The organism is Arthrobacter sp. B6, from assembly GCF_001663775.1.
Taxonomy (GTDB): Bacteria; Actinomycetota; Actinomycetes; order Actinomycetales; family Micrococcaceae; genus Arthrobacter.
On record NZ_KV467168.1, the window covers coordinates 1618108 to 1639439 of the forward strand.

15 protein-coding genes are annotated in these 21332 nt (G+C 64.0%); 3 read left to right on the plus strand and 12 right to left on the minus strand.

Annotated features, from left to right (window positions below; genetic code table 11):
- Nucleotides 1–169 precede the first annotated feature (169 nt).
- From AU175_RS06975 to AU175_RS06985, 3 genes are read right to left on the minus strand one after another with little or no spacing between them, the layout of a single operon-like run.
- Complete coding sequence (locus AU175_RS06975) at nt 170–3838, minus strand: 1,4-alpha-glucan branching enzyme (RefSeq protein WP_066286977.1); 3669 nt, start codon at nt 3836–3838, stop codon at nt 170–172.
- A 1-nt stretch (nt 3839) separates the two neighbouring features.
- A complete protein-coding gene (gene treS / locus AU175_RS06980) occupies nt 3840–5636 on the minus strand; it encodes a maltose alpha-D-glucosyltransferase (RefSeq protein ID WP_066286979.1) in 1797 nt (598 codons plus the stop codon).
- Entirely contained in the window at nt 5633–7714 is a 2082-nt protein-coding gene (locus AU175_RS06985) for an alpha-1,4-glucan--maltose-1-phosphate maltosyltransferase (protein ID WP_066286981.1), read from the minus strand. Before AU175_RS06985 ends, treS begins: the two co-directional genes overlap by 4 nt.
- Before the next feature lie 151 nt (nt 7715–7865).
- Between AU175_RS06985 and glgP the strand changes: the two genes are divergently transcribed.
- The gene (gene glgP / locus AU175_RS06990; protein ID WP_197497058.1) at nt 7866–10484 is read left to right on the plus strand and encodes an alpha-glucan family phosphorylase; all 2619 of its coding nucleotides are present in this window, start codon (nt 7866–7868) and stop codon (nt 10482–10484) included.
- 60 nt (nt 10485–10544) lie between these two features.
- Here the strand turns inward: glgP and AU175_RS06995 are convergent, their stop codons facing one another.
- The 7 genes from AU175_RS06995 to AU175_RS07025 form a co-directional block, all read right to left on the minus strand.
- On the minus strand, nt 10545–10901 hold the full coding sequence (locus AU175_RS06995; RefSeq protein ID WP_066286983.1) for a barstar family protein: 357 nt from the start codon (nt 10899–10901) through the stop codon (nt 10545–10547).
- 27 nt (nt 10902–10928) lie between these two features.
- Nucleotides 10929–13040, minus strand: a complete 2112-nt coding sequence (gene glgX / locus AU175_RS07000) for a glycogen debranching protein GlgX (RefSeq protein ID WP_066290705.1) — start codon at nt 13038–13040, stop codon at nt 10929–10931.
- Between the two features lie 96 nt (nt 13041–13136).
- Nucleotides 13137–14126: a 23S rRNA (guanosine(2251)-2'-O)-methyltransferase RlmB gene (rlmB, locus tag AU175_RS07005; RefSeq protein WP_066286985.1), complete on the minus strand. Its 990-nt coding sequence runs from the start codon at nt 14124–14126 to the stop codon at nt 13137–13139.
- Between the two features lie 68 nt (nt 14127–14194).
- Nucleotides 14195–15661 (minus strand): cysteine--tRNA ligase, encoded by a 1467-nt coding sequence (gene cysS, locus AU175_RS07010; protein WP_066286987.1) that lies wholly within the window; start codon nt 15659–15661, stop codon nt 14195–14197.
- The gene (gene ispF, locus AU175_RS07015) at nt 15658–16188 is read right to left on the minus strand and encodes a 2-C-methyl-D-erythritol 2,4-cyclodiphosphate synthase (protein WP_066286989.1); all 531 of its coding nucleotides are present in this window, start codon (nt 16186–16188) and stop codon (nt 15658–15660) included. Before ispF ends, cysS begins: the two co-directional genes overlap by 4 nt.
- Before the next feature lie 2 nt (nt 16189–16190).
- Nucleotides 16191–16973, minus strand: coding sequence for a 2-C-methyl-D-erythritol 4-phosphate cytidylyltransferase (ispD, locus tag AU175_RS07020; RefSeq protein WP_066286991.1), 783 nt, complete (start codon nt 16971–16973; stop codon nt 16191–16193).
- A gap of 97 nt (nt 16974–17070) precedes the next feature.
- Complete coding sequence (locus AU175_RS07025) at nt 17071–17553, minus strand: CarD family transcriptional regulator (protein ID WP_026266570.1); 483 nt, start codon at nt 17551–17553, stop codon at nt 17071–17073.
- Nucleotides 17554–17824: 271 nt separating this feature from the next.
- Between AU175_RS07025 and AU175_RS07030 the strand changes: the two genes are divergently transcribed.
- Nucleotides 17825–18370, plus strand: coding sequence for a hypothetical protein (locus tag AU175_RS07030; RefSeq protein ID WP_066286995.1), 546 nt, complete (start codon nt 17825–17827; stop codon nt 18368–18370).
- A 115-nt stretch (nt 18371–18485) separates the two neighbouring features.
- On the opposite strand, the gene AU175_RS07035 is transcribed toward AU175_RS07030, so the two are convergent.
- Nucleotides 18486–19166 carry a response regulator transcription factor gene (locus AU175_RS07035; protein ID WP_066286996.1) on the minus strand — a complete coding sequence of 227 codons (681 nt, stop codon included), beginning with the start codon at nt 19164–19166 and terminating at the stop codon, nt 18486–18488.
- Complete coding sequence (locus AU175_RS07040; RefSeq protein WP_066286997.1) at nt 19163–20398, minus strand: sensor histidine kinase; 1236 nt, start codon at nt 20396–20398, stop codon at nt 19163–19165. The genes AU175_RS07035 and AU175_RS07040 overlap by 4 nt, the downstream gene beginning before the upstream one ends.
- 205 nt (nt 20399–20603) lie before the next feature.
- Here AU175_RS07040 and phoU point away from each other — a divergent pair, with 205 nt between their 5' ends.
- Entirely contained in the window at nt 20604–21266 is a 663-nt protein-coding gene (phoU, locus tag AU175_RS07045) for a phosphate signaling complex protein PhoU (RefSeq protein ID WP_066286999.1), read from the plus strand.
- Nucleotides 21267–21332 lie beyond the last annotated feature (66 nt).

The window sequence follows — 21332 nt, forward strand, 5'->3', positions numbered from 1 at the left end:
CCGTCTGACTCCGTGGAGCAGCGCGGAAATAAACTCTACCACCACTTTGCGCGGATAGCCAACCGCCCCCGGAAGGGTCTCCTGCCGGGCAACCGGACGATGAGAAAAAGCCCGGAATCCCAAGGATTCCGGGCTTCTCGCAGCCAGTCCAGCCAGGCCAGCAGTCCGGCTAGAGGTCGGCTGCCGCTCCCGGTTTGAAGTAGGCAGCCCCCAGCGGCGGCAGGGTGACAGTCAGGCTGGCCGGCTGGCCGTCCAGCGGCTCGGCGCTGGCCTTTAGCTTGCCTGCGTTCAGCACACCCGACCCGCCATAGGCGGAAGAATCCGTGTTCAGGACCTCCCGCCAGGCACCCTCAGACGGAACACCAAGGGTGTAGCCCACGTGCGGTCCTCCGGAGAAGTTGATGGCGACGACCAGCGGATTACCGTCCTTGTCCCACCTGACGAAGCTCAGGACGTTGCGGTCCGCATCTCCACCATTGATCCACTGGAACCCTCCCGGTTCGTTGTCCCGCTCGTAGAGCGGGGGCGTTGACCTGTAAAGCTCGTTCAGGTCTTTGGTCAGCAGCTGCAGGCCGCGGTGCGCGGGGGTGTCGGCAAGCCACCAGTCCAGGCCGTGCTGTTCGGACCATTCGGCTTCCTGACCGAATTCGGTGCCCATGAAAATGAGCTGCTTGCCCGGATGCGCCCATTGGTAGGCAAGGAAGGCACGCAGGTTGGCGAGCTGCTGCCACCGGTCCCCCGGCATCTTCCGGAGCATGGAGCCCTTCCCATGTACTACCTCATCGTGGCTGATGGGCAGGAGGAAGTTTTCAGTGAACGCGTACACCATCGAGAAAGTGACCGTCCCGTGGTGCCATTTGCGGTTTACCGGGTCTTCGGAAGCGTATTTCAAGGAGTCGTGCATCCAGCCCATGTTCCATTTCAGCCCAAATCCGAGGCCGTTGTGGCTGGTCGGCGCGGTCACGCCGGGGAATGCCGTGGACTCCTCGGCAATCATGACTGCGCCCGGGTGGGTCTTGTACACGGTGGCGTTGGCTTCCTGGAGGAATGAGATGGCTTCCAGGTTTTCACGACCTCCGAAGCGATTGGGCTGCCACTGGCCGTCTTCGCGGGAGTAATCCAGGTACAGCATGGAAGCCACGGCGTCCACGCGCAGGCCGTCAATGTGGAACTCCTCCAGCCAGTACAGTGCGTTCGACACCAGGAAGTTCCGGACTTCGGTGCGGCCGAAGTCAAAGATCAGCGTTCCCCAGTCGGGGTGCTCGCCCAGGTTGGGGTCGGCGTGCTCGTAAAGCGGTTCGCCGTCGAACTGGGCGAGAGCCCAGGCATCCTTGGGGAAGTGGGCCGGCACCCAGTCCAGGAGAACGCCAATTCCGGCCTGGTGCAGGGTATCCACAAGGAAACGGAATTCGTCCGGGTGTCCGAAACGCGATGTGGGGGCAAAGTAGGACGTGACCTGGTAACCCCAGGACCCGCCGAAGGGGTGCTCTGCCACCGGCATGAACTCGACGTGGGTGAACCCGAGCCACTTGACGTAGTCCACCAGCTCCTTCGCCAGCTCGCGGTAGCCGAGGCCAAGCCGCCAGGAGCCGAGGTGTACCTCGTAAACGCTCATGGGCGAATTGTGCGGATCCCGCTGGGCCCGGGCTTCCATCCATTCGGCGTCCTTGAACGCGTACGAGGGCTCCACCACGCGGGAGGCAGTCAGCGGTGGGACCTCTGTGCCGAAAGCCAGCGGATCGGCCTTTTCCACCCAGTGCCCGGCCTTGGTCTTGATCTCGAATTTGTAGCACGCCCCTGCTAAAACACCGGGAAGGAACACCTCCCAGATGCCCGAGGAACCAAGGGACCGCATGGAGTTTTCGCGGCCATCCCAGGCGTTGAAGTCGCCTTTGACGCGGACAGCCTGCGCGTTCGGCGCCCAGACGGCAAAGGACACGCCGTCAACGTCACCCATCGAGGATTTGTAGTGCTGGACATGGGCGCCCAACACCTCCCACAGCTTTTCGTGCCTGCCTTCAGAGATGAGGTGCAGGTCAACCTCGCCCACAGTGGGCAGGTACCTGTACGGTTCGTCCATCGTCAGCGGCGCGGCGCCCGGATACGTGACTTCCAGCCGGTAGTCCGGCACATGACCCGGCTGCTCCGGCTCGAGAACGGCCACCCAGATGCCATGGGCCTCGTGCGTCATCGGCACCGTGCCGGACGCTGTCACCACCGACACGGCTTCAGCCAGGTGCTTGATCGTACGGACTGTCACGTGTCCGTGGTCATCCAGGTGCGCACCCAGGATGGAGTGCGGCGCGTGGTGCTCCCCGTTCGCTACCCTGCCCAGAGTGTCCGGGTCCACATGGAGCGGCACACGGGGCCGATCGGTACGTGCTGTCATTTTGTTACCTTCCGATGCCGCCCCGGCCTGATCGCCGGAGCCTTTACCGCTGAGCAGCCGCCTGGAGGCGTTAACTGGTATGGCCAGCCAGTCGGGCCTGTTCCGCAATTCATAAACAACTTCATACAGCGCTTTGTCCAGCCACAATGCCACAAACAGTGGCGAAAGGCGGTCGATGGTGCCTGGTGTGACAGACGCGTAGCCCGTCAGGAACGCCTCCGCGCAGTCGTCGACCCACGAGTCCGGGACGATGGCGCCTTCCTGTTCGCGTTCGGCAGCTCCTGCCGCATAGTCGAACGAGCGCAGCATCCCCACCACATCGCGGAGCGGGACGTCCGGAAAATTGCGCTCGTCGATTGGCCGCAGGGGCTCGCCCTCGAAGTCCAGAATGGCCCATCGCGGCGAATCCCCACCGCGGCCGGGCACCTGGAGGATCTGGCCAAGGTGGAGGTCCCCGTGGATACGCTGCAGCGGACCGGCAGGAACGCCGTCGAGCGCGCTGAGCAGGGAGCCGAGTGCCTGGTCATAAGGCCCGACGGCGGCGCTGGCCTCGGCCCATGTCTTCCGGACCCGCTCGGCTACCCCGGGAGCAATTACTTCTCCGGGGACCGCTTCGTCGGACACGCCCAGCGCCTCGGCGAGGCGGCGGTGCACCGTTGCGGTGGAGGCACCCAGGGCATGTGCCTCCGCGGTGAAATCCGTCCCCGTGCGGGCCGCGTCCACTGCAAGGCGCCAGGCATCCCGCCCTCCGGCAAGGAACTCGTGGGCGACGGCAAGTTCACCCTCGGCCACGGAAGCATTGCCGGCCTCCGGTACACGCCATTCGCCGCGGACCCAGCCCAGGGTGGCCGGAACCTCGGAGGTACGTGCGGCGGTCAGCGCCGCACCCACCTCGACTTCAGGGTTTGTCCCCTTGGACAGCACGCGGAAGAACTTCACGATGGCTGCCGACTCGCCGTCGTCGACTATCACCGAGCTGTTGGACTGTTCGCCGGACAACACTTTCACCACACCGTGCGCCGTGGGCAGGCGGTATTCCGACGGCGAACGGTAGCCAGCCGCATTGCCGGCAGCAGCCGCACCGCCGTTGCGGATCAGCTCCAGCCAGGCAGCGACAAAGTCGGGATCGTGGACGGCATCGTATACCCATGGCCACTCGGAGTCCGCGGCATCCTTCCCGACGAGGGCCCGTTCAAGTTCGCCGGCAGGCCCCGCACGCCGGCTCAGCGGAACCTGGAGCACGTCGGTCCGCTGTCCGCCGTCCGCAGTTGCCGATGTGACAGCCAGGAGGAAGACTTCCAGCCGGGCCATGGCTGAGCGCTCTGCCAGGCCCAGGCCGCCGACCTGTTCCAGCGAGAAATCGGCTGTCTTGACAGGAAACCAGCGCTGGCGCGGGAGCCATTCCCGCAGCAGTGCAGCAAGGGCCGGAGTGAGGATCGGCTGGCTCATATCAGTTCTCGATGGACAGGATCGGGAGCGCTTGCGTGTATGGGGAAGCCGGGTTGGAAGCTGCCGAACGGATCCGCAGCCAGAAGAAATCGTGGCTTCCCAAGGTCAGCGTCAGGGTGCCGTCCCCATCGATGCCGGGGAAGGGCTGCCCGCCAAAAACATCGCGGAGCCCGCGGCCCGCAAACTGGGGAACCCGGAGTTTCGCCGCTACCGGATGCTGGGAGAGGTTGAAGGCGCAGAGGATCGTTTCGCCGTCCTCCCCGGCGGTGTTGTCGTCGGAGAGTTCCCGAAGGTAGGCCACCACGGCGTCGTGGTCAGCCTCAACGTGTTTGAACGCACCAAGCCCGAAGGCGGGGTGGTTCTTGCGGACGCTGAGGATCTGCCGGGTCCAGCGGAGCAGGGATCCTGAGTGGGCTGCCTCCGCCTCGACGTTGGCCATGTTGTAGTTATACACAAGCGACTGGATCACCGGTAGGTACAGTTTCCCGGGGTCTGCGTTGGAGAATCCGGCGTTGCGGTCCGGATTCCACTGCATGGGCGTGCGGACCGCGTCCCTGTCCTCCAGCCAGATGTTGTCCCCCATGCCGATCTCATCCCCGTAGTACAGGAACGGGCTGCCCGGAAGGGACAGCAGCAGGGCGTTGATGAGCTCAATCTCTGCCCTGGAGTTGTCCAGCAGCGGTGCCAGCCGGCGGCGGATGCCGATGTTGGCCCGCATGCGCGGATCGGGTGCGTACCACCCAAGCATCGCGGCGCGTTCATCTGCTGTAACCATTTCGAGGGTCAGTTCATCGTGGTTGCGCAGGAACGTCCCCCACTGGGCCCCCTCCGGAATTTCCGGAGTATCGTGCATGGTCGCGATGATGGGCGCTGCCTTCTGGTCGCGGAGCGCGTAGTAGAGGCGGGGCATGATGGGGAAGTGGAACGCCATGTGGCATTCGGGCTCTTCCTCCGTACCGAAATACTCCACCACCTCATTGGGCGGCTGGTTTGCCTCAGCGATGATGACCCGCCCGGGGTAGCTCTCGTCGACCATGGTCCGCAGCTTCCGCAGGAAGTCGTGCGTGGCCGGCAGGTTCTCGCAGTTGGTGCCTTCCTCTTCAAAGAGGTAGGGAATGGCGTCGGCGCGGAAGCCGTCAATACCCTGGTCCAGCCAGAACCGCACTACGTCGAAGAGTGCGTCGATCACCTTGGGGTTTTCGAAGTTCAGGTCGGGCTGGTGGCTAAAGAAGCGGTGCCAGAAGAACTGGCGCCGGATGGGATCGAAGGTCCAGTTGGATTCCTCGGTATCCACAAAAATGATGCGCGCGTCCTGGTACTTTTCGTCCGTGTCGCTCCAGACGTAGAAGTCGCCGAACGGGCCGTCGGGGTCCTTGCGTGATTCCTGGAACCAAGGGTGCTGGTCCGACGTGTGGTTAAGCGGTAGGTCGATGATGACCCGTACACCGCGTGCATGCGCTTCGGCCACCAGGCGCTTGAAGTCGCTGATGGTGCCGAACTCGTCCAGCACCGAGTTGTAGTCCGAGATGTCGTAGCCGCCGTCGCGCAGCGGGGACTGGAAGAACGGCGGCAACCACAGGCAATCCACTCCGAGCCACTGCAGGTAGTCAAGCCTGTCGATCAGGCCGCTGAAGTCACCTGACCCGTCGCCGTTCGCATCCGCAAAGGCCCTGACCAGCACCTCATAGAACACCGCCTTCCGGTACCAATGCGGGTCATGTTGAAGTCCTGGCGCGTTCAGCTCGAACGTGCTTTTAGGAGTGAAATGCTGGCCGGAGCCCTGCGGATTGAAACTCACTGATGCATTCTCCTCACGCTCAGGATGTGTGCGGGCTCGATGTGCGGGTCCAGGCGGACGTAGTTGTACTCTCCCCATTCCCAGGTTTCACCGGAGATAAGGTCGTCCACTTGGAAGCCTCCATTGTGCAACAGGTCTTCCGGATCGAGATCCAGGGCGGCCAGGTCAAGGGAGACGGTACTTTCCCTTGTGCCGTGAGGATCAACGTTGACCACCACGATGATGGTGTCTTTGCTGCCGTCAGGGAGGGTCTTGTGCTTGGAGTACACCACGGTGGCGTCATCGGTGCTGTGATGGACCGTCAGGTTTTGCAGGTCTTGCAGCGCCGGATGTGCGTGCCGGATCGCGTTGAGCCGGGTGATGTAGGGCGCCAGCGTACGCCCGGATTCTGCGGCGGCGTCCCAGTCGCGTGCCTTGTACTCGAACTTTTCGTTATCGATGTACTCTTCCGCACCCGGCCGCGCCACGTGCTCGTACAGTTCGTAACCGGCGTACACACCCCACAAGGGGCTTGCGGTGGAAGCCAGCGCGGCACGGATCTTGAAAGCTGCCGGGCCGCCGTACTGGAGATACTCGGTCAGGATGTCCGGAGTGTTGACGAAGAAGTTGGGGCGGAAGAAGGCAGCGGACTCGTGGCTGACTTCGTTGAAGTAGGTTTCAAGCTCCTTCTTCGTGTTCCGCCAGGTGAAGTACGTGTAGGACTGCTGGAATCCTGCCCGCCCCAAAGCGTGCATCATGGCCGGACGGGTAAAGGCCTCCGCCAGGAACACAACACCGGGGGCTTTTTTGTTGACCTGCGCAATGAGCCATTCCCAGAACCAGACGGGTTTGGTGTGCGGATTATCCACGCGGAAAATCTTGACGCCGTGGCTGACCCACAGCAGCACAATCCTGAGGATTTCTTTTGACAGGCCCTCCGGGTCATTGTCGAAATTCAGCGGATAAATATCCTGGTATTTCTTAGGCGGGTTTTCCGCGTAAGCGATGCTGCCGTCAACGCGGGTGGTAAACCATTCCGGATTGCTTTCCACCCACGGATGGTCCGGGGCTGCCTGAAGTGCCAGGTCCAAGGCCACTTCCAGGCCCAGTTCATTGGCCCGGGCCACAAAGGCGTCGAAGTCCTCAAAGGTGCCCAAGTCCGGGTGGATGGCGTCGTGGCCGCCTTCCTTGGCGCCGATGGCCCAGGGCGAGCCGGGATCGTGGGGCCCGGCGATGAGTGTGTTGTTGGGCCCCTTGCGGTGCTGCACGCCGATTGGGTGGATGGGCGGCATGTAGATCACGTCAAAGCCCATGGCGGCCACCGCGTCCAGCCGCTTGGCTGCGGTCCTGAAGTTGCCCGAGGTCCAGGCACCCGTGCTGTGGTCCCGGACTGCTCCTTCGGAACGGGGGAAGAACTCGTACCAGGCGCCGCGTCCGGCGAGGTCGCGTTCGACGAACAGGGGGTACTGCTCGGAGACGGCAACCAGTTCCCGGACCGGCTGGCGGTCCACGACGGCGGCAACATCCGCGCCGAATCCGGCGCCCAGGCGCTCCTCGTCGGTGAGTGCCGGGTTGGCAAGCATCGAAGCGGCCATCCGCAGGGTGCGGCGGTCCGACGCGTTGCGGGAAGAGTCCTCGGCGGCTTCAGACAGCAGGGCCGCACCTTCCGCCAGCATCAACTCGACGTCGATGCCTGCGGCAACCTTAACTTCGGCGTTGTGGTGCCACGTCCCGTAGCGGTCGTGCCAGGCTTCTATGAGGAAGGACCAGTTGCCCGTGCCCGACGGCGTGAGGACACCTTCCCAGCGGTCCGTTCCCATTCCGCGTTCCCCGCGTGGGGCCGCCAGCCTGACGCGCTGGCGTTCCTTTCCCTTGGGGTCAAGGAGAACGGCGCTGACGCCGAGCTGGTCATGGCCTTCCCGGAATGCGGTGGCTCCAACCACAATTCCCTCGCCGGGCAGTGCCTTGGCAGGAAACTTCCCCCCCTCGACCACGGGCTGCACGTCAGTGATGGGAAAACGGCCAAACCGCAGACCGTCAGTGATTCGGCCCTTCGTTTTTTGCTTTGCTGCTGCACTGGTTCCTGATTTAGTCGTCACAGGCTCGACGTTAGCGAGAAATCACCGAGATTGCTAAGCCTGCGCACTTTTCCGCGAGGCGATTCGACTTCTTCGGGGCCTCATCTGTCATTTACCTAAAAGAAAGCTAAAGCTGTTCCAGCGGCCCATGTTGTCGGTTAGTGTGGCGCAGGTGAAGGCAATCCGCAGATTTACCGTCCGAACTGTTCTCCCGGAACCGATCAGGCCGCTGGCCCGGTTGGCCACCAACCTGCGCTGGTCCTGGCACCGGCCCACCCGTGAGCTTTTCGCGGGTTTGAACCCGCGGGTCTGGGAGGAGAGCGGCCAGGATCCTGTGAACTTCCTTGGCCTGGTGAGCCGCGAAGAGTTCCAGCGCTTGGCAGCTGACCAGTCAGTTGTGGAGCGGGTTCGCGGCGCCGAAGAGGACCTGGACCGGTACCTTGACGAGCCGCGCTGGTACCAGGGCCTGGGCCCCGGCGCTCCCACCTCTATTGCCTACTTTTCGCCGGAGTTCGGCATCACCGAGGTGCTGCCCCAGTACTCCGGCGGCCTTGGAATCCTGGCCGGCGACCACCTGAAGGCCGCGTCGGACCTTGGTGTGCCGCTGATCGGTGTTGGCCTGCTCTACCAGGCGGGCTACTTCAAGCAGTCGCTGTCGCGCGACGCCTGGCAGCAGGAGACGTATCCTGTGCTGGACCCCGACGGCCTCCCCCTGACCCTCTTGCGCGAACCCTCGGATGACGTCAACGGCCGGCCCCTCCAGATCTCCTTGCCGCTCCCCAACGGCCGGCGACTGCTGGCACACATTTGGCGCGCCGACGTCGGACGCGTTCCCCTCCTTCTCCTGGACTCCAACGTTCCGGGCAACGACGATGCCGCCCGCGGGATCACCGACCGTCTGTACGGCGGCGGCGGGGACCACCGGCTCCAGCAGGAGCTCCTCCTGGGCATGGGCGGTGTGAAGGCCCTGCGCGCATACCAGCGCCTCACCGGCGGGGACGCCCCCGAGGTGTTCCACACCAACGAAGGCCACGCAGGGTTCCTGGGAATTGAACGCATCCAGGAACTGATGTCCGGCGACAACGCGCTGAGCTTCGATGAAGCACTCGCAGCGGGACGCGCTTCCACGGTTTTCACCACGCACACGCCGGTGCCTGCCGGCATCGACCGCTTCGAAATCGCGCAGATCCAGCATTTCTTCCAGGCCGGGCTCGCTCCCGCGGTGCCGGTGGACCGGATCCTTGAACTGGGCCGCGAAAACTATGCCGACGGAAACCCCTCGGTGTTCAACATGGCAGTGATGGGCCTCCGGCTCGCCCAGCGGGCCAACGGCGTCGCCAAACTCCACGGTGAAGTGTCCCGCGGCATGTTTTCGGCGCTGTGGCCGGGGTTCGACCACTCCGAGGTGCCGATTACGTCGGTGACGAACGGGGTGCATGTGCCCACTTGGGTGGACGGACGGATATCCAAGCTGGCAAGGGAGCAGTTCGGCACGGAGGCTGAGGCCAACGGCCGCTGGGACCTCGCATACAACGTCAGCGACGCCGACGTCTGGGCGCTGCGCCGCGCCATGCGTAAGGCGCTGGTGGAGGACGTCCGACGCCGCCTCCGTGCTGCGTGGAAGAAGCGTGGAGCCGCGGACGCCGAGCTTGGGTGGACCGACAACGTGCTGGATCCCGATGTGCTGACGATCGGCTTTGCCCGGCGTGTGCCCACTTATAAGCGACTGACGCTGATGCTGCGCGAACCTGCCCGGCTGAAGGCGCTGCTGCTGCACAAGGAGCACCCCATCCAACTGGTCATCGCGGGCAAGTCCCACCCGGCCGATGATGCCGGCAAGAAGATGATCCAGGAACTGGTCCGTTTCACCGACGATCCTGCGGTCCGGCACAGGATCGCGTTCCTGCCGAACTACGACATCGCCATGGCCAGGACGCTGTTTCCAGGCTGTGACGTCTGGCTCAACAACCCCCTCCGGCCCCTGGAGGCCTGCGGTACGTCAGGGATGAAGGCCGCCATTAACGGTTCACTGAACCTGTCGGTGCTGGATGGCTGGTGGGACGAGATGTACGACGGCGAGAACGGCTGGGCGATCCCCACCGCCAACAATGGCGCGTCCCCGGAAGAACGCGACGATATCGAGGCTGCCGCCCTCTACGAACTGCTGGAGACCGAGGTGGCGCCGCGCTTCTACGGCAACACCGTGTCCGAAGGCGCCGGCGCGGCCGGCCCCTCGGAATCCGGCACCGAAAAGGTCCCCACGCACTGGGTCTCCATGATCAAGCACACGCTCTCGCACCTGGGACCGGCTGTTTCGGCCGACCGTATGCTGCGCGACTACGTGAACATCCTGTACCGCCCGGCAGCCGAGGCGGGCCGTCGGGCTGTCACGGACTCGTACGCCCAGGCCCGGTCCCTGGCCGCTTGGACCGCCCAGGTCCGCGCCGCCTGGCCGTTGATCCATGTGGAGCACGTGGACTCCGTCGGGGTTGCCGAAGACCCACAGATCGGCGACACCCTCCAGGTCAACGCCTACGTGGCCCTGCACACGCTCTTTCCGGAGGACGTATCGGTGGAGGTGGCGTACGGCCGGGCCGAGGAGAACGACACGCTCGCTGACGTCACCGTGATGGAGCTAAAGGTCCAGGAGGACCTTGGCGGCGGACGGCACCTGTTCACCGGGTCATTGGTGATTGATCGGGCCGGTTCCTTCGGCTACACAGTCCGCGTCCTGCCCACGCATGAGGCACTGGCTTCCAAGGCGGAGCTGGGGCTGATCGTCAACGCCTGAGCCGTTTCCTGACATCCGGCGTTACGTTGTGGCAACGTCCGAGGCGGTGGACGAAGTCAGTTAGAGCAGGACTGCCGTGACCGCCAGGTCCTTGCCGGCGTAACTTTCGGCGTCCTGGAGAATCTCGCAGATGATGCCGAAGGACCTGTCGCCCCGGAAAGGTGCGGCCACCTGCCACAGTACGGTGACGGGAAGTACGCCGTCGTCCGTGATGCTGTCCGCAAAGTCGTGGAGTGAATCATTCAGGGCATCCAAATTGATTCCGTCGTGCTCCGGGAAGTTCAGGACTTCACTGAAGGTCTCAAGCACGGCCTTTCTGCTGTCGGCTGCCGGCACTATCAGGCTGCGGCGGCCGGCGTCCGCGACTTGCTCCAGCAGTTCTTCGAGGGTCCAGGTGTCGGCGGAGTAGATCTTCATGGGAGTGACTTAGCTGCCTTCTGCTGACTACGTACGGTAGATGTTGATCGAGTTGGCCTCGACGAGGTCCGTCTCCCCTGACGCCACGACGCCGCCCTGACGCAGGTCATGCAGCGGCGAAGTGGTCAACCTCAGCTCGAACAGGCGGTGGGGCGTTCCGTCGTCGTTCCTGACCTGCGGCAAGGTGATCTTCACGTCGGCGTTGCTGCCGTTGACCACCACCAGCCCCGCCAGCGTGCCATCATCCGAGCCAAGCAAAAGTTGCATGACCCGGTGCCTGGGGTCGTTCCAGCGGTCCATGGACATCGGCTCACCCGACTGGTCAAACCAGTAGAGGTAGGACTGCTCGTCGCGCACCGGGAAATCGTGGGGTTGGCTGGCGAGAAATTCCTTGCGGAGCCGGATGTACCTCTTGGTGCTGCGCAGCATTTCATGAGATTCAGGGGTCCGGGTCCAGTCGAGCCAGGCGAGTGGGTTGTCCTGGCAATAGGCGTTGTTGTTTCCCTGCTGGGTTCGAGCCAACTCATCCCCCGCGGTAATCATGGGCACACCCATGGAAATCATCAGGGAAGCCATAAGGTTGCGCCGGGACTGGGCGCGCCCGGCCAGAATTGCCTCGTCCTCCGTGCGCCCCTCGAACCCGTGGTTGTAACTGCGGTTGTCCCCGTGGCCATCCCGGTTCTGCTCACCGTTGGCCTCGTTGTGCTTGCGGTCGTAGGAGACAAGGTCGTTCAGGGTGAAGCCGTCGTGGGCGGTGATGAAGTTGAGCGAAGCCAGCCTGGAGCGGCCGGAACCTTCGAAGAGACCGGCCGAACCGGACAGTGCGTCCGCAAGCCTGGCCACCGAACCGCCCTGGCCGCCATCTTCAATGGCCGCACGGTCAGCCAGCCAGAACGTCCGCACACCGTCCCGGAAATGGTCGTTCCAGTCCACCCAGCCGCCGGGGAAGCGCCCGGTCTGCCAGCCGCCGTAGCCCACGTCCCACGGCTCGGCGATCAGCTTCACGTCCGACAACACGGGGTCCGCCGCGATGGCAACCAGGAACGGGTGCCGGGGATCAAATTCATTGGCCGCGTTGCGGCAGAGCGTCACCGCGAGGTCGAAGCGGAAGCCATCGATATGGAACTCGTCCACCCAGTACCGGAGCGAGTCCAGCACCAGTTGCACTACCCGGGGTTCGCCGAAATTAAGGCTGTTGCCGCAGCCGGTGGTGTCCAGGTACCTCCCGTGGCCATCCGTGCGGTAATACTTGTCCTCGCCAAGGCCCCGGAAACTCAGAGCGGGTCGGTCCGGCCCGCCCTCTGCCGTGTGGTTGTAGACAACATCCAGGATGACTTCGAGCCCGGCGGCATGGAGCAGTTTGACCATACCTTTGAACTCGTCCTGGATGGCCTGGGGGCCGGACTCCTGCGCAGCCTTGGTGGCGTATGTGGGATGGGGCGCAAAAAACGCGGCTGTGTTGTAGCCCCAGTAGTTGGTCATGCCAAGGTTCTGCAGGTGGGGTTCGTCCAGGTGGAAATGAACCGGGAGCAACTGCACGGAGGTGATCCCGAGGCTTTTGAGGTGCTCGATGATGGCGGGGTGCGCCATGCCGGCGTAGGTGCCGCGAAGTTCCTCCGGCACGTCCGGATGCAGCATGCTTTGGCCGCGGACGTGGGCCTCGTAAATGATCGTGTTCCGCCAATGCGTCCGCGGACGTGCGTCGTTGCCCCAGTCAAAGTCTCCGGCCATCCTGACATTCGTCAGGAAACCCTCGCGCTGGTCCACCGCCCGGCCGTAGGGATCGAGCAGCAGTGGCTGCCCGCCGTCGTCGTCCAGGTCAAGCGTGGGGACTGAGAGCGGCAGAGACTCCTCTTTGGACGTGGGCCGGAACCCATATCGCGACCCGACAGGGAAACCGTCGACGATGCCATGGTGGACGCCGTGGCTGACGTTGGGCAGCGCCTTCAGTTGCCACTCGCCGCCCGGCGCCTTGTACGCGATCTCCAGGCCGGCCACACCTGGTGCATACACGGCCACGTTCGCGCGGGAGTGGGAAACATATCCACCCCCGGCATCCGGGCGCGGAACGCTGACACCGAGGGGACGCGCCGTGGAGGCGTCCATGGTGGAAGCAGTGTCGAAAAACGGCATGACCATCACCTAAATATTAGCCGCCGGCGTGAAAACACCAGTGCTTCCGATTGTGTGACGTCGCCCGCAGGGCAGCCGCCACCCTTCATCCTCGCAGCAGTGCTACTTTGTGGCGCGCTGCCTGGAAACCTCGTAGAGGGAGATGCCGACGGCCATGGAGGCGTTCAGCGATTCCATAGCCGAGTCGATCGGGATGGAGACGATCTGGTCGCAGTTTTCCCGGACCAGGCGGCTCAGACCCTTGCCCTCGGAGCCGACCACAATGCACACGGGTTCCGTGGCTAGGGTGAGATCCGGCAGGGAAACGTCGCCGTCGCCATCGAGCCCGAGGACGAAAATGCCCATGTTCTTGAACTGCTTCAGTGCACTGTTCAGGTTGGCGGCGCGTGCCACTGGAACCCGCACTGCCGCGCCGGCGCTGGTCTTCCAGGCGGAGGCGGTGACGCCGACGGACCGGCGCTCCGGGACAATGACGCCGTGGCCGCTGAAGGCGGAAACGGAGCGGATAATCGCACCGAGGTTGCGGGGGTCGGTGATGCCGTCCAGCGCCACGAACAACGGAGCGTTGGCGACGTGGCCCTTCTTCCACCGATCCACGGTTTCCTCGGCCAGGTCATACGCGTCCTGGTACTCGTAGGGCGGAATCTGGAGGACCAGGCCCTGGTGGACGGCATCGTCGGTCATGCGGTCCAGCTCGGGCTTGCCGGTTTCGAGCAGCGGGATGCCGCGTTCAGCCGCGATTTTGAGGGACTCCTTGACGCGGTCATCCATTTCAATGCGGATGGCGATGTGCAGGGCCTTGGCGGGGATGCCTGCGCGCAGTGCCTCCACCACCGAGTTGCGGCCGGTCACGACCTCTTCGGTGGCCCTTCCCTTGGGGCCGGTGCGTGCCGCGCCAGCGCTGCGGGCGCCGGTCCCGCGCTTTGCAGCCGACCGTTCCGCCAACTGCTTGCTCTTGTGGGCCTTGTGGTAGGGGCGGTCCTCCGCCTTGGGCGTGGGGCCCTTGCCTTCGAGAGCCTTGCGGCCATGACCACCGGTTCCGATGGTTGGGCCCTTCTTCGCTTTAACCGATCGGCGACCATTGTTGGCCATTGTGTTCCACCCTTGATTGTTCGACTGAGTCTGCCTACCAGTCTACTGAATCAAGTTAAATCGCCGGTTCAGTCCCGCTGCAGGCTCCAGGTGGCGCCTTCCGGGCCGTCCTCGACGGCGATTCCGGCTGCCTTAAGCGTGTCCCGGATGGCGTCCGAGGCAGCCCAGTCCTTCGACGTGCGGGCCTCCGCGCGGGCCGCGAGCTGGGCTTCGACGAGCACCTCCAGCGCGGCCGCTTCCTTGGTGTTCGCGGCGTCGGAACCTGCGACAGCGTTCAGGCCCAGGGCGTCGGTCATGACCATGACCGCGTTCATGGCGTGTCGGCCTGCCTCGTCATTGCCGTCGGCAAGGGCAGTATTGCCCGCACGGACGGTCTCATGCAGCGCCGCCAGCGCGCGGGGGACGTTCAGGTCATCGTCCATGGCGTCGGCGAAAGCCTGGACGGACTCGGTGGATGGCCCGAAATCGTCCGGTTCAAAGCCGAAGTCGTTGCCGAAACGTGCCGCAGCTTTGGCCTGGAACCCGTCAATGCGTTCGACGGCGGCGGCGGCCTCATCCAGTGACGTGGGCCGGTAGTCCAGCACGGAGCGGTAATGCGCCTGGCCCAGGTAGTACCTGACCACCCGTGGCGGGGCCAGTTCCAGCATCTCGGCGGGGCTGACGGTATTGCCGACGGACTTGGACATCTTTTCGCCCTGGTAGGTGACCATCCCGTTGTGCATCCAGAAGTTGGCGAAGCCGTGGCCTGCAGCCTGGGACTGGGCCATCTCGTTCTCGTGGTGCGGGAAGCGCAAATCCAGCCCGCCGCCGTGGATGTCGAATTCCGTGCCGAGGTACTTGGTAACCATGGCGGAGCATTCCAGGTGCCAGCCCGGGCGTCCGGCGCCCCACGGCGAGGCCCAGCTCGCCGTCGTCGGTTCTCCCTCTTTGGAACCCTTCCACAGCGCGAAGTCTCTGGCATCCTTTTTGCCCCGCGGGTCAGCGTCCTGGGCGCCCTGCATGTCATCGATGTTCTGGCGGGTCAAGGACCCGTACCTGTCCCAGGACCGTACGTCGAAATAGACATCCCCGGACCCGTCCAGCGCCGGATAAGCGTGGCCGCGGTTAATCAGCTGCTGGATGAGGGCATGCATTTCCGGAATATGGCCGGTGGCGCGGGGCTCATACGTTGGCCGGGACACGCCAAGGGTGTCGTAGGCCTTGAGGAACTCCTGTTCGTAGCGGTACGCCAGCGCCCACCATTCTTCTTCACGCAGCTCCCCTGGTTCGGGCGTAAACCCGGGCGCGAAGGAAGCTTCAGACTTGGCCAGGATCTTGTCATCGATGTCCGTGACGTTCCTGACCACGGTGACACGGTACCCGCGATACTCCAGCCAGCGGGTGAGCTGGTCGAAGGCGATCGCGGAACGGATGTGTCCCACATGGGGCATGCCCTGGACGGTAGCGCCGCAGTAATAGAGGCTCGCTTTGCCCGCTTGGAGGGGGACGAAGTCTCGGACTTCGGCGGATGCTGTGTCGTAAAAGCGCAGGGTCACCGCTCCAGATTAGCCGAAGTGCGCAGATCGCCTGCCGGATACACCAGCGCAGTGGCCACGGCCGAGATTCCCTCACCCCTGCCCGTGAAGCCCAGGCCGTCGCTGGTGGTGGCACTGACGCTGACCGGGGCGCCCGCGGCCTCACTCAGGACGCGTTGGGATTCTTCCCGCCGGGGCCCGAACTTGGGGCGGTTGCCAACAAACTGCACGGCGATGTTGCCGATCTCGAATCCCGCAGTCCGCACGATCCTCGCCGCCTCAGCCAGCAGCGTGGCACCGGAGGCGCCTGCAAACTCTGGACGGTCGGTTCCGAAGTGGGTCCCCAAGTCGCCGACCCCGGCGGCGGAGAACAGCGCGTCAGCAGCCGCGTGGGCCACGGGGTCCCCGTCGGAGTGGCCCGCCAGGCCACGTTCGCCCTCCCACAGGAGTCCTCCCAGCCACAAAGAGCGTGGATTGTCGGCGGAGGCGAAGGCGTGCACATCCAGACCGATGCCCGTCCGCGGCAGGATCATGCCGTCCGGTCCCATGCTCAGCCTTCCACCCATCGGGTGCCCAGTGGCCCCTCCAGGAGCCCTTCAGCGAGGATCAGGTCCAAAGGTGTGGTGATTTTCAGGGACTGGGTGGAGCCGCGGACAGCGAAGACCTGCGTGCCGAGCATTTCGACGAGCATGGCGTCATCCGTCACGGCTGCGGACTGTTCCTCGCCCAAGGCCTGGGCCGCCTTGTGCGCCTTCAGGAGGGTGCTGAGCTGGAAACCCTGGGGCGTCTGCACCGCACGAAGGTCCTCCCGCGGCGCGGTCCCGGTCACGATCTCCGGTGCCAGGACACTGTCCTGCCCCGTGGTGGCGGCCACCGTCTTGACCGTGTCCACGACCGGAATTGCCGGGATGACCGCAGCGGCCCCGGAGGCCAGCGCGTCGGCAACCCGGTGGAACACGGACTCGGGTGTGAGGGCCCGTGCAGCGTCGTGCACGAGCACCGCCTCAATCCCGTCCATCAGGACAGCGATGCCCGCCCGGACGGAGTCAGCGCGGGTGGCGCCGCCGTCGACGATGGTCAGGACGGGTCCGCCGTCGGCCAGTTCCTGCAGGAAGTCCTCGCAAAGCTGGCGGAGTCCGTCATCTCCTGCCGGCAGGACGACGCATACCTGGCTGCTGATCCCGGACGCGACTACGCCGCGCAGCGCATGGCTCAGGAGGGGCTCGCCGCCCAGCGGTACCGCAGCTTTTGGCATGCCGTAGCCAAGCCTCTGCCCTGAACCGGCGGCCACCAGGATCAGGGCGGTGACAAGGCGCGTAGGTGTATCACTCATGCGGACTAGCCTACGTCCCCCGGACTCCCCCCGCCCGGACCTGCATCCGGGCAAAAAGAAACCCCGGCGGCACCTGCGTGCCGCCGGGGTTCAATTCTTAGGAAGCCAGGACCTCGTCGAGAACACTTGCAGCCTTCTCTTCGTCGGTCTTTTCGGCCAGCGCCAACTCTGAAATCAGAATCTGCCGGGCCTTGGCCAGCATTCGCTTCTCACCTGCGGAAAGGCCCCGGTCGTGATCCCGGCGCCACAGGTCGCGGACGACCTCTGCTACCTTGATGACGTCACCGGAAGCAAGCTTCTCCAGATTTGCCTTGTATCTGCGTGACCAGTTGGTGGGCTCTTCAGTGAACTCGGCACGGAGCACATCAAATACGTGCTCCAGGCCTTCCTTGCCCACTACGTCCCGGACCCCAACAAGGTCAACGTTTTCTGCTGGAACTTCAATGGTCAGATCACCCTGAGCCACCTTGAGCTTGAGATACATTTTCTCTTCGCCCTTGACGGTGCGCATCTTGATTTCTTCAATTTTTGCTGCACCGTGGTGAGGGTAAACTACTGTCTCGCCGACCTCAAATACCATGTAAACATTCCCCTTTCCCGCAGACCAGTTTATCACGATTCAGGCATATGACTGGCCGCGAAAGGGGGCCGGAACCGCAGGAATACGCGGAAAATGGGCAGAATCGACCCCTCCGGACCCCTTGACGAATGCGGATAATAGTGCATCGGAGGGGCCCTGCCAAGGGCAATGTGACCGGCCGGAATCCGCGTTTCGGCGGGTTTGCGGATAGGCTATGGGCTGAATAATGTTCCAAGACTCTTGAGGAGTACGTGACGTGCGTTTCACTGCGATGAACCGGGCCCAGCGCGGCAAACTGGCACTGGCGGCAGCAGCCCTGGGCCTCAGCCTGGTGACCGTGACCGGCTGCGGCTACATCACCCCCCAGCAGACTTCGCACCAATACGCCGCGTCGGATGGCGTCCTCGCGGACCTGGGCCCCCTGCAGCTGCGGAACTTCCTGATCGTTTCCGCCGGCGAAGACCGGCCGGGCCGCCTGCTCGGCGCGGTGTACAACTCCTCGTCGCAGGACGTGAAGCTGACGGTCAACGGAGCCGAAGGCTCGCAGACGCAGGTGTCCGTGAAGGCAAACTCCTACACGCTGCTCAACGACTCCACCGACGAAGCGATCCTCAGCACCAGCGGTGGAATTCCCGGTTCCCTGGTGCCGGTCAAGATCACCGAAAGCGGCACCAACGTAACAAAGAGCATCGACGTTCCCGTACTGGATGCAACCCTGGAAGAGTACAAAAAGTACGTACCGGGTGGCGGCGAACCGGCCGGAACCAGCTCACCGAAGCCTTCGCCGTCGACGTCCTCTGCCGCGGCAGCGCACTAGGCGCCCACTAGGCCCTTCCGGGGCCGGAACACGATGCAGAAGGAGGGGCTCCCCGTGGGGAGCCCCTCCTTCTGCAGACCGCGCTTAGCCGACTTGTACTGGCCGGCTAACCGGTTCAGGGTTCAAACTTGTAGCCGAGGCCCCGTACCGTCACCAGGAACCGTGGCGTCGACGGGTCCGGCTCAATTTTGCTCCGCAGCCGCTTGACGTGGACGTCAAGGGTCTTCGTGTCACCTACGTAGTCGGAACCCCAGACCCGGTCGATGAGCTGACCACGCGTCAGCACCCGCCCGGAGTTCCGGAGCAGCATCTCCAGCAGCTCAAATTCCTTGAGCGGCAGCAGTACCTGCTCGCCGCCCACACTGACGACGTGCCGCTCAATATCCATCCGGACGGGTCCTGCCTGCACCGTGGATGAGATCAGTTCTTCCGGTTCGCCCTGGCGGCGGAGCACCGCCCGTACCCTGGCCACGAGTTCGCGCGAGGAATACGGCTTGGTTACGTAGTCGTCGGCGCCGAGCTCCAGGCCCACCACTTTGTCGATCTCGGAATCCTTGGCGGTCAGCATGATGACCGGGACACCGGACCGCTGCCGGAGCTGGCGGCACACTTCTGTCCCGGACAGCCCCGGGAGCTGAAGGTCCAGCAAGACCAGGTCGGCGCCGTTGCGGTCGAATTCGGTGATGGCGTCAGGTCCGTTATCCACGACCTCCACTTCGAACCCTTCTTTGCCCAGCAAATAGGACAACGGGTCGCTGAACGACTCTTCGTCCTCAACTATCAAGATCCTGCTCAAGCGCTAGCTCCTTGTTCGTGTGCGCCGGCGGCGCGGGATTCATGGCTGTGCTGGGCGGCGTGGTGCCGCGACCGTGCGGCCTGCGGACCGGAGGCAGGTTCTTCCTCGACGTCCTGCCCCTCCATCTCCGGCAACCGCAGCGTGAACGTCGAGCCTTGGCCGGGCTGCGACCACAAGGTCACCTCGCCGCCGTGGTTGGAGACAACATGCTTGACGATGCTCAGTCCAAGGCCTGTTCCGCCCGTGTGCCGGGAACGTGCCGCGTCCACGCGGTAAAAACGCTCAAACACGCGCTCCTGGTCCTCCGGGGACAGTCCTTCGCCCTGGTCGGTGACCGAAATGGCGATAAGCCCTTCCTTGGCCCGGACTCCTACGCCCACACGGGTGTTCTCCGGCGAGTACCGGATGGCGTTGTCGATCAGGTTGCGCAGCGCCGTGACCAGCAGGTCAGGGTCGCCGTGGACCATGCCGTCCACGTGCCCGCCCACAACGATCTTGATGTTCTTGCTTTCGGCTGGCAGCTGGGACCGGTCAACTGCCTCGTGGATCACCGCATTGATATCCACGGGCCTGCCCTGCTGCGCCACGCTGGCCCCCTGCAGGCGGGACAGCTCAATGATGTCCTGGACCAGTGCGGCCAGGCGGCCGGACTCCTTGTGCATGCGCTTGGCAAACCGGCGCACGGCCTCCTCATCGTCAGCCGAGGACTCGATCGCTTCGGCAAGGAGGGAGATGGCCCCCACGGGAGTCTTCAGTTCATGGGATACGTTGGCCACGAAATCGTTCCGGATCTCTTCGGTCCGAGTGATCTCCGTGCGGTCATCGGCCAGCAGGAGAATATATTCCTCACCGAGCATGGCCGCACGCACTTGCACAACGATGGTCCCTTGCCCGAGCGGGCCACGGGGCAGCTCCAACTGCTTTTCGATGATTACACCGTCGCGGCGCACACCCGCCGTCATGTCCAGCAGTTGCTTGTGGACCACTGTGTGGCCACGTACCAGGCCGTAGGCGTAGGCCGCAGGGCTTGCCCTCACCACGCCGTCCACCGCATCCACCACCACAAAGGCACGTCCGACGACGGCGAGCACCTCCGCGGCGCCCGCAGGCAGGGCGAGTTCATCGAAGTCGAAGTCCACCAGCTGACGCTGCTTTTCGCTGACCCTGAAGGCGAGCACGCCGAAGGTGCCGAACGACAGGCCGATGAGGCCTGCAATGACACCGATGAGCATAGGATCCACGTTCCCAGCTTATGCTGTGGGAAACGCGGCATTGCCGCATCAGGCCCTCCTGAGGAGACGGTTCAACTAACGTTCATCTTGCGAGTGGCAATCGTTCACCAGCTGCTGGCAGAGTATGGAGTTGGACTGCCGAACGGCGACACGAATTGCCGCCGGCGGACAAGGCCGGCGGGAGTTCCAAGGAAAGGACGCCAACGTGCGTAAGGTTTTTCAGGAAGAACTTGCCCAGGTCGGTGAGCAGCTCGTGGAGATCTCACAGCTGGTCAGCGAAGCGATCGGAAAGGCAACGACGTCCTTCCAGGTGGCGGATGTGGATTTGGCCCAGGATGTGATCGCCGCCGACGCCCGCATCGATTTCCTTCAAAACAGCCTCGATGAGCGCGCCATCGACATCCTGGCCCTGCAGGGGCCGGTCGCCAGCGACCTCCGCATGCTGGTGGGCTCGCTTCGCATGAGTGCGTCCCTGGAACGGATGGGCGACCTCGCCCGCCACATTGCACAGCTGGCGCGGCTGCGCTTCCCCTCCACGGTGATCCCGGCCTCGATGACGGATACCTTCAAGGAGTTGGCCGAGCTGGACCAACTGATCGCGGCCAAGCTGACGGTATTGCTGGAAACCCGCAACCTTGAAGTCGCCCGGGACATCCTGAAGGCGAACAGTGCCATCAATGACCTGCACCTGAGCGTGTTCAAAGCGATCGCCAGCCCCGACTGGCAGGAAACCCCCGCCACCACAGTGGACGTGGCCCTGGCGAGCCGGTACTTCGAGCGCTTCGCGGACCACGGCGTTTCCGTGGCCCAGAAGGTTACTTACCTCGTGACGGGTGCCTGGCAGCCCAACGGCACAGAGCACAGCTGACACGTTGGAGTTTTTGTCCAGATACAGACACTTTCGAGGGGATTAGCGCGCTTTATCTGGACAAAA

Coding starts and splice junctions, on each gene's coding strand:
- AU175_RS06975 (WP_066286977.1), bottom strand. CDS start 3,838: ATGAGCCAGCCGATCCTCACTCCGGCCCTTGCTGCACTGCTGCGGGAA.
- AU175_RS06995 (WP_066286983.1), bottom strand. CDS start 10,901: ATGAAGATCTACTCCGCCGACACCTGGACCCTCGAAGAACTGCTGGAG.
- glgX (WP_066290705.1), bottom strand. CDS start 13,040: ATGGTCATGCCGTTTTTCGACACTGCTTCCACCATGGACGCCTCCACG.
- rlmB (WP_066286985.1), bottom strand. CDS start 14,126: ATGGCCAACAATGGTCGCCGATCGGTTAAAGCGAAGAAGGGCCCAACC.
- ispF (WP_066286989.1), bottom strand. CDS start 16,188: ATGGGACCGGACGGCATGATCCTGCCGCGGACGGGCATCGGTCTGGAT.
- ispD (WP_066286991.1), bottom strand. CDS start 16,973: ATGAGTGATACACCTACGCGCCTTGTCACCGCCCTGATCCTGGTGGCC.
- AU175_RS07025 (WP_026266570.1), bottom strand. CDS start 17,553: ATGGTATTTGAGGTCGGCGAGACAGTAGTTTACCCTCACCACGGTGCA.
- AU175_RS07030 (WP_066286995.1), top strand. CDS start 17,825: ATGAACCGGGCCCAGCGCGGCAAACTGGCACTGGCGGCAGCAGCCCTG.
- AU175_RS07040 (WP_066286997.1), bottom strand. CDS start 20,398: ATGCTCATCGGTGTCATTGCAGGCCTCATCGGCCTGTCGTTCGGCACC.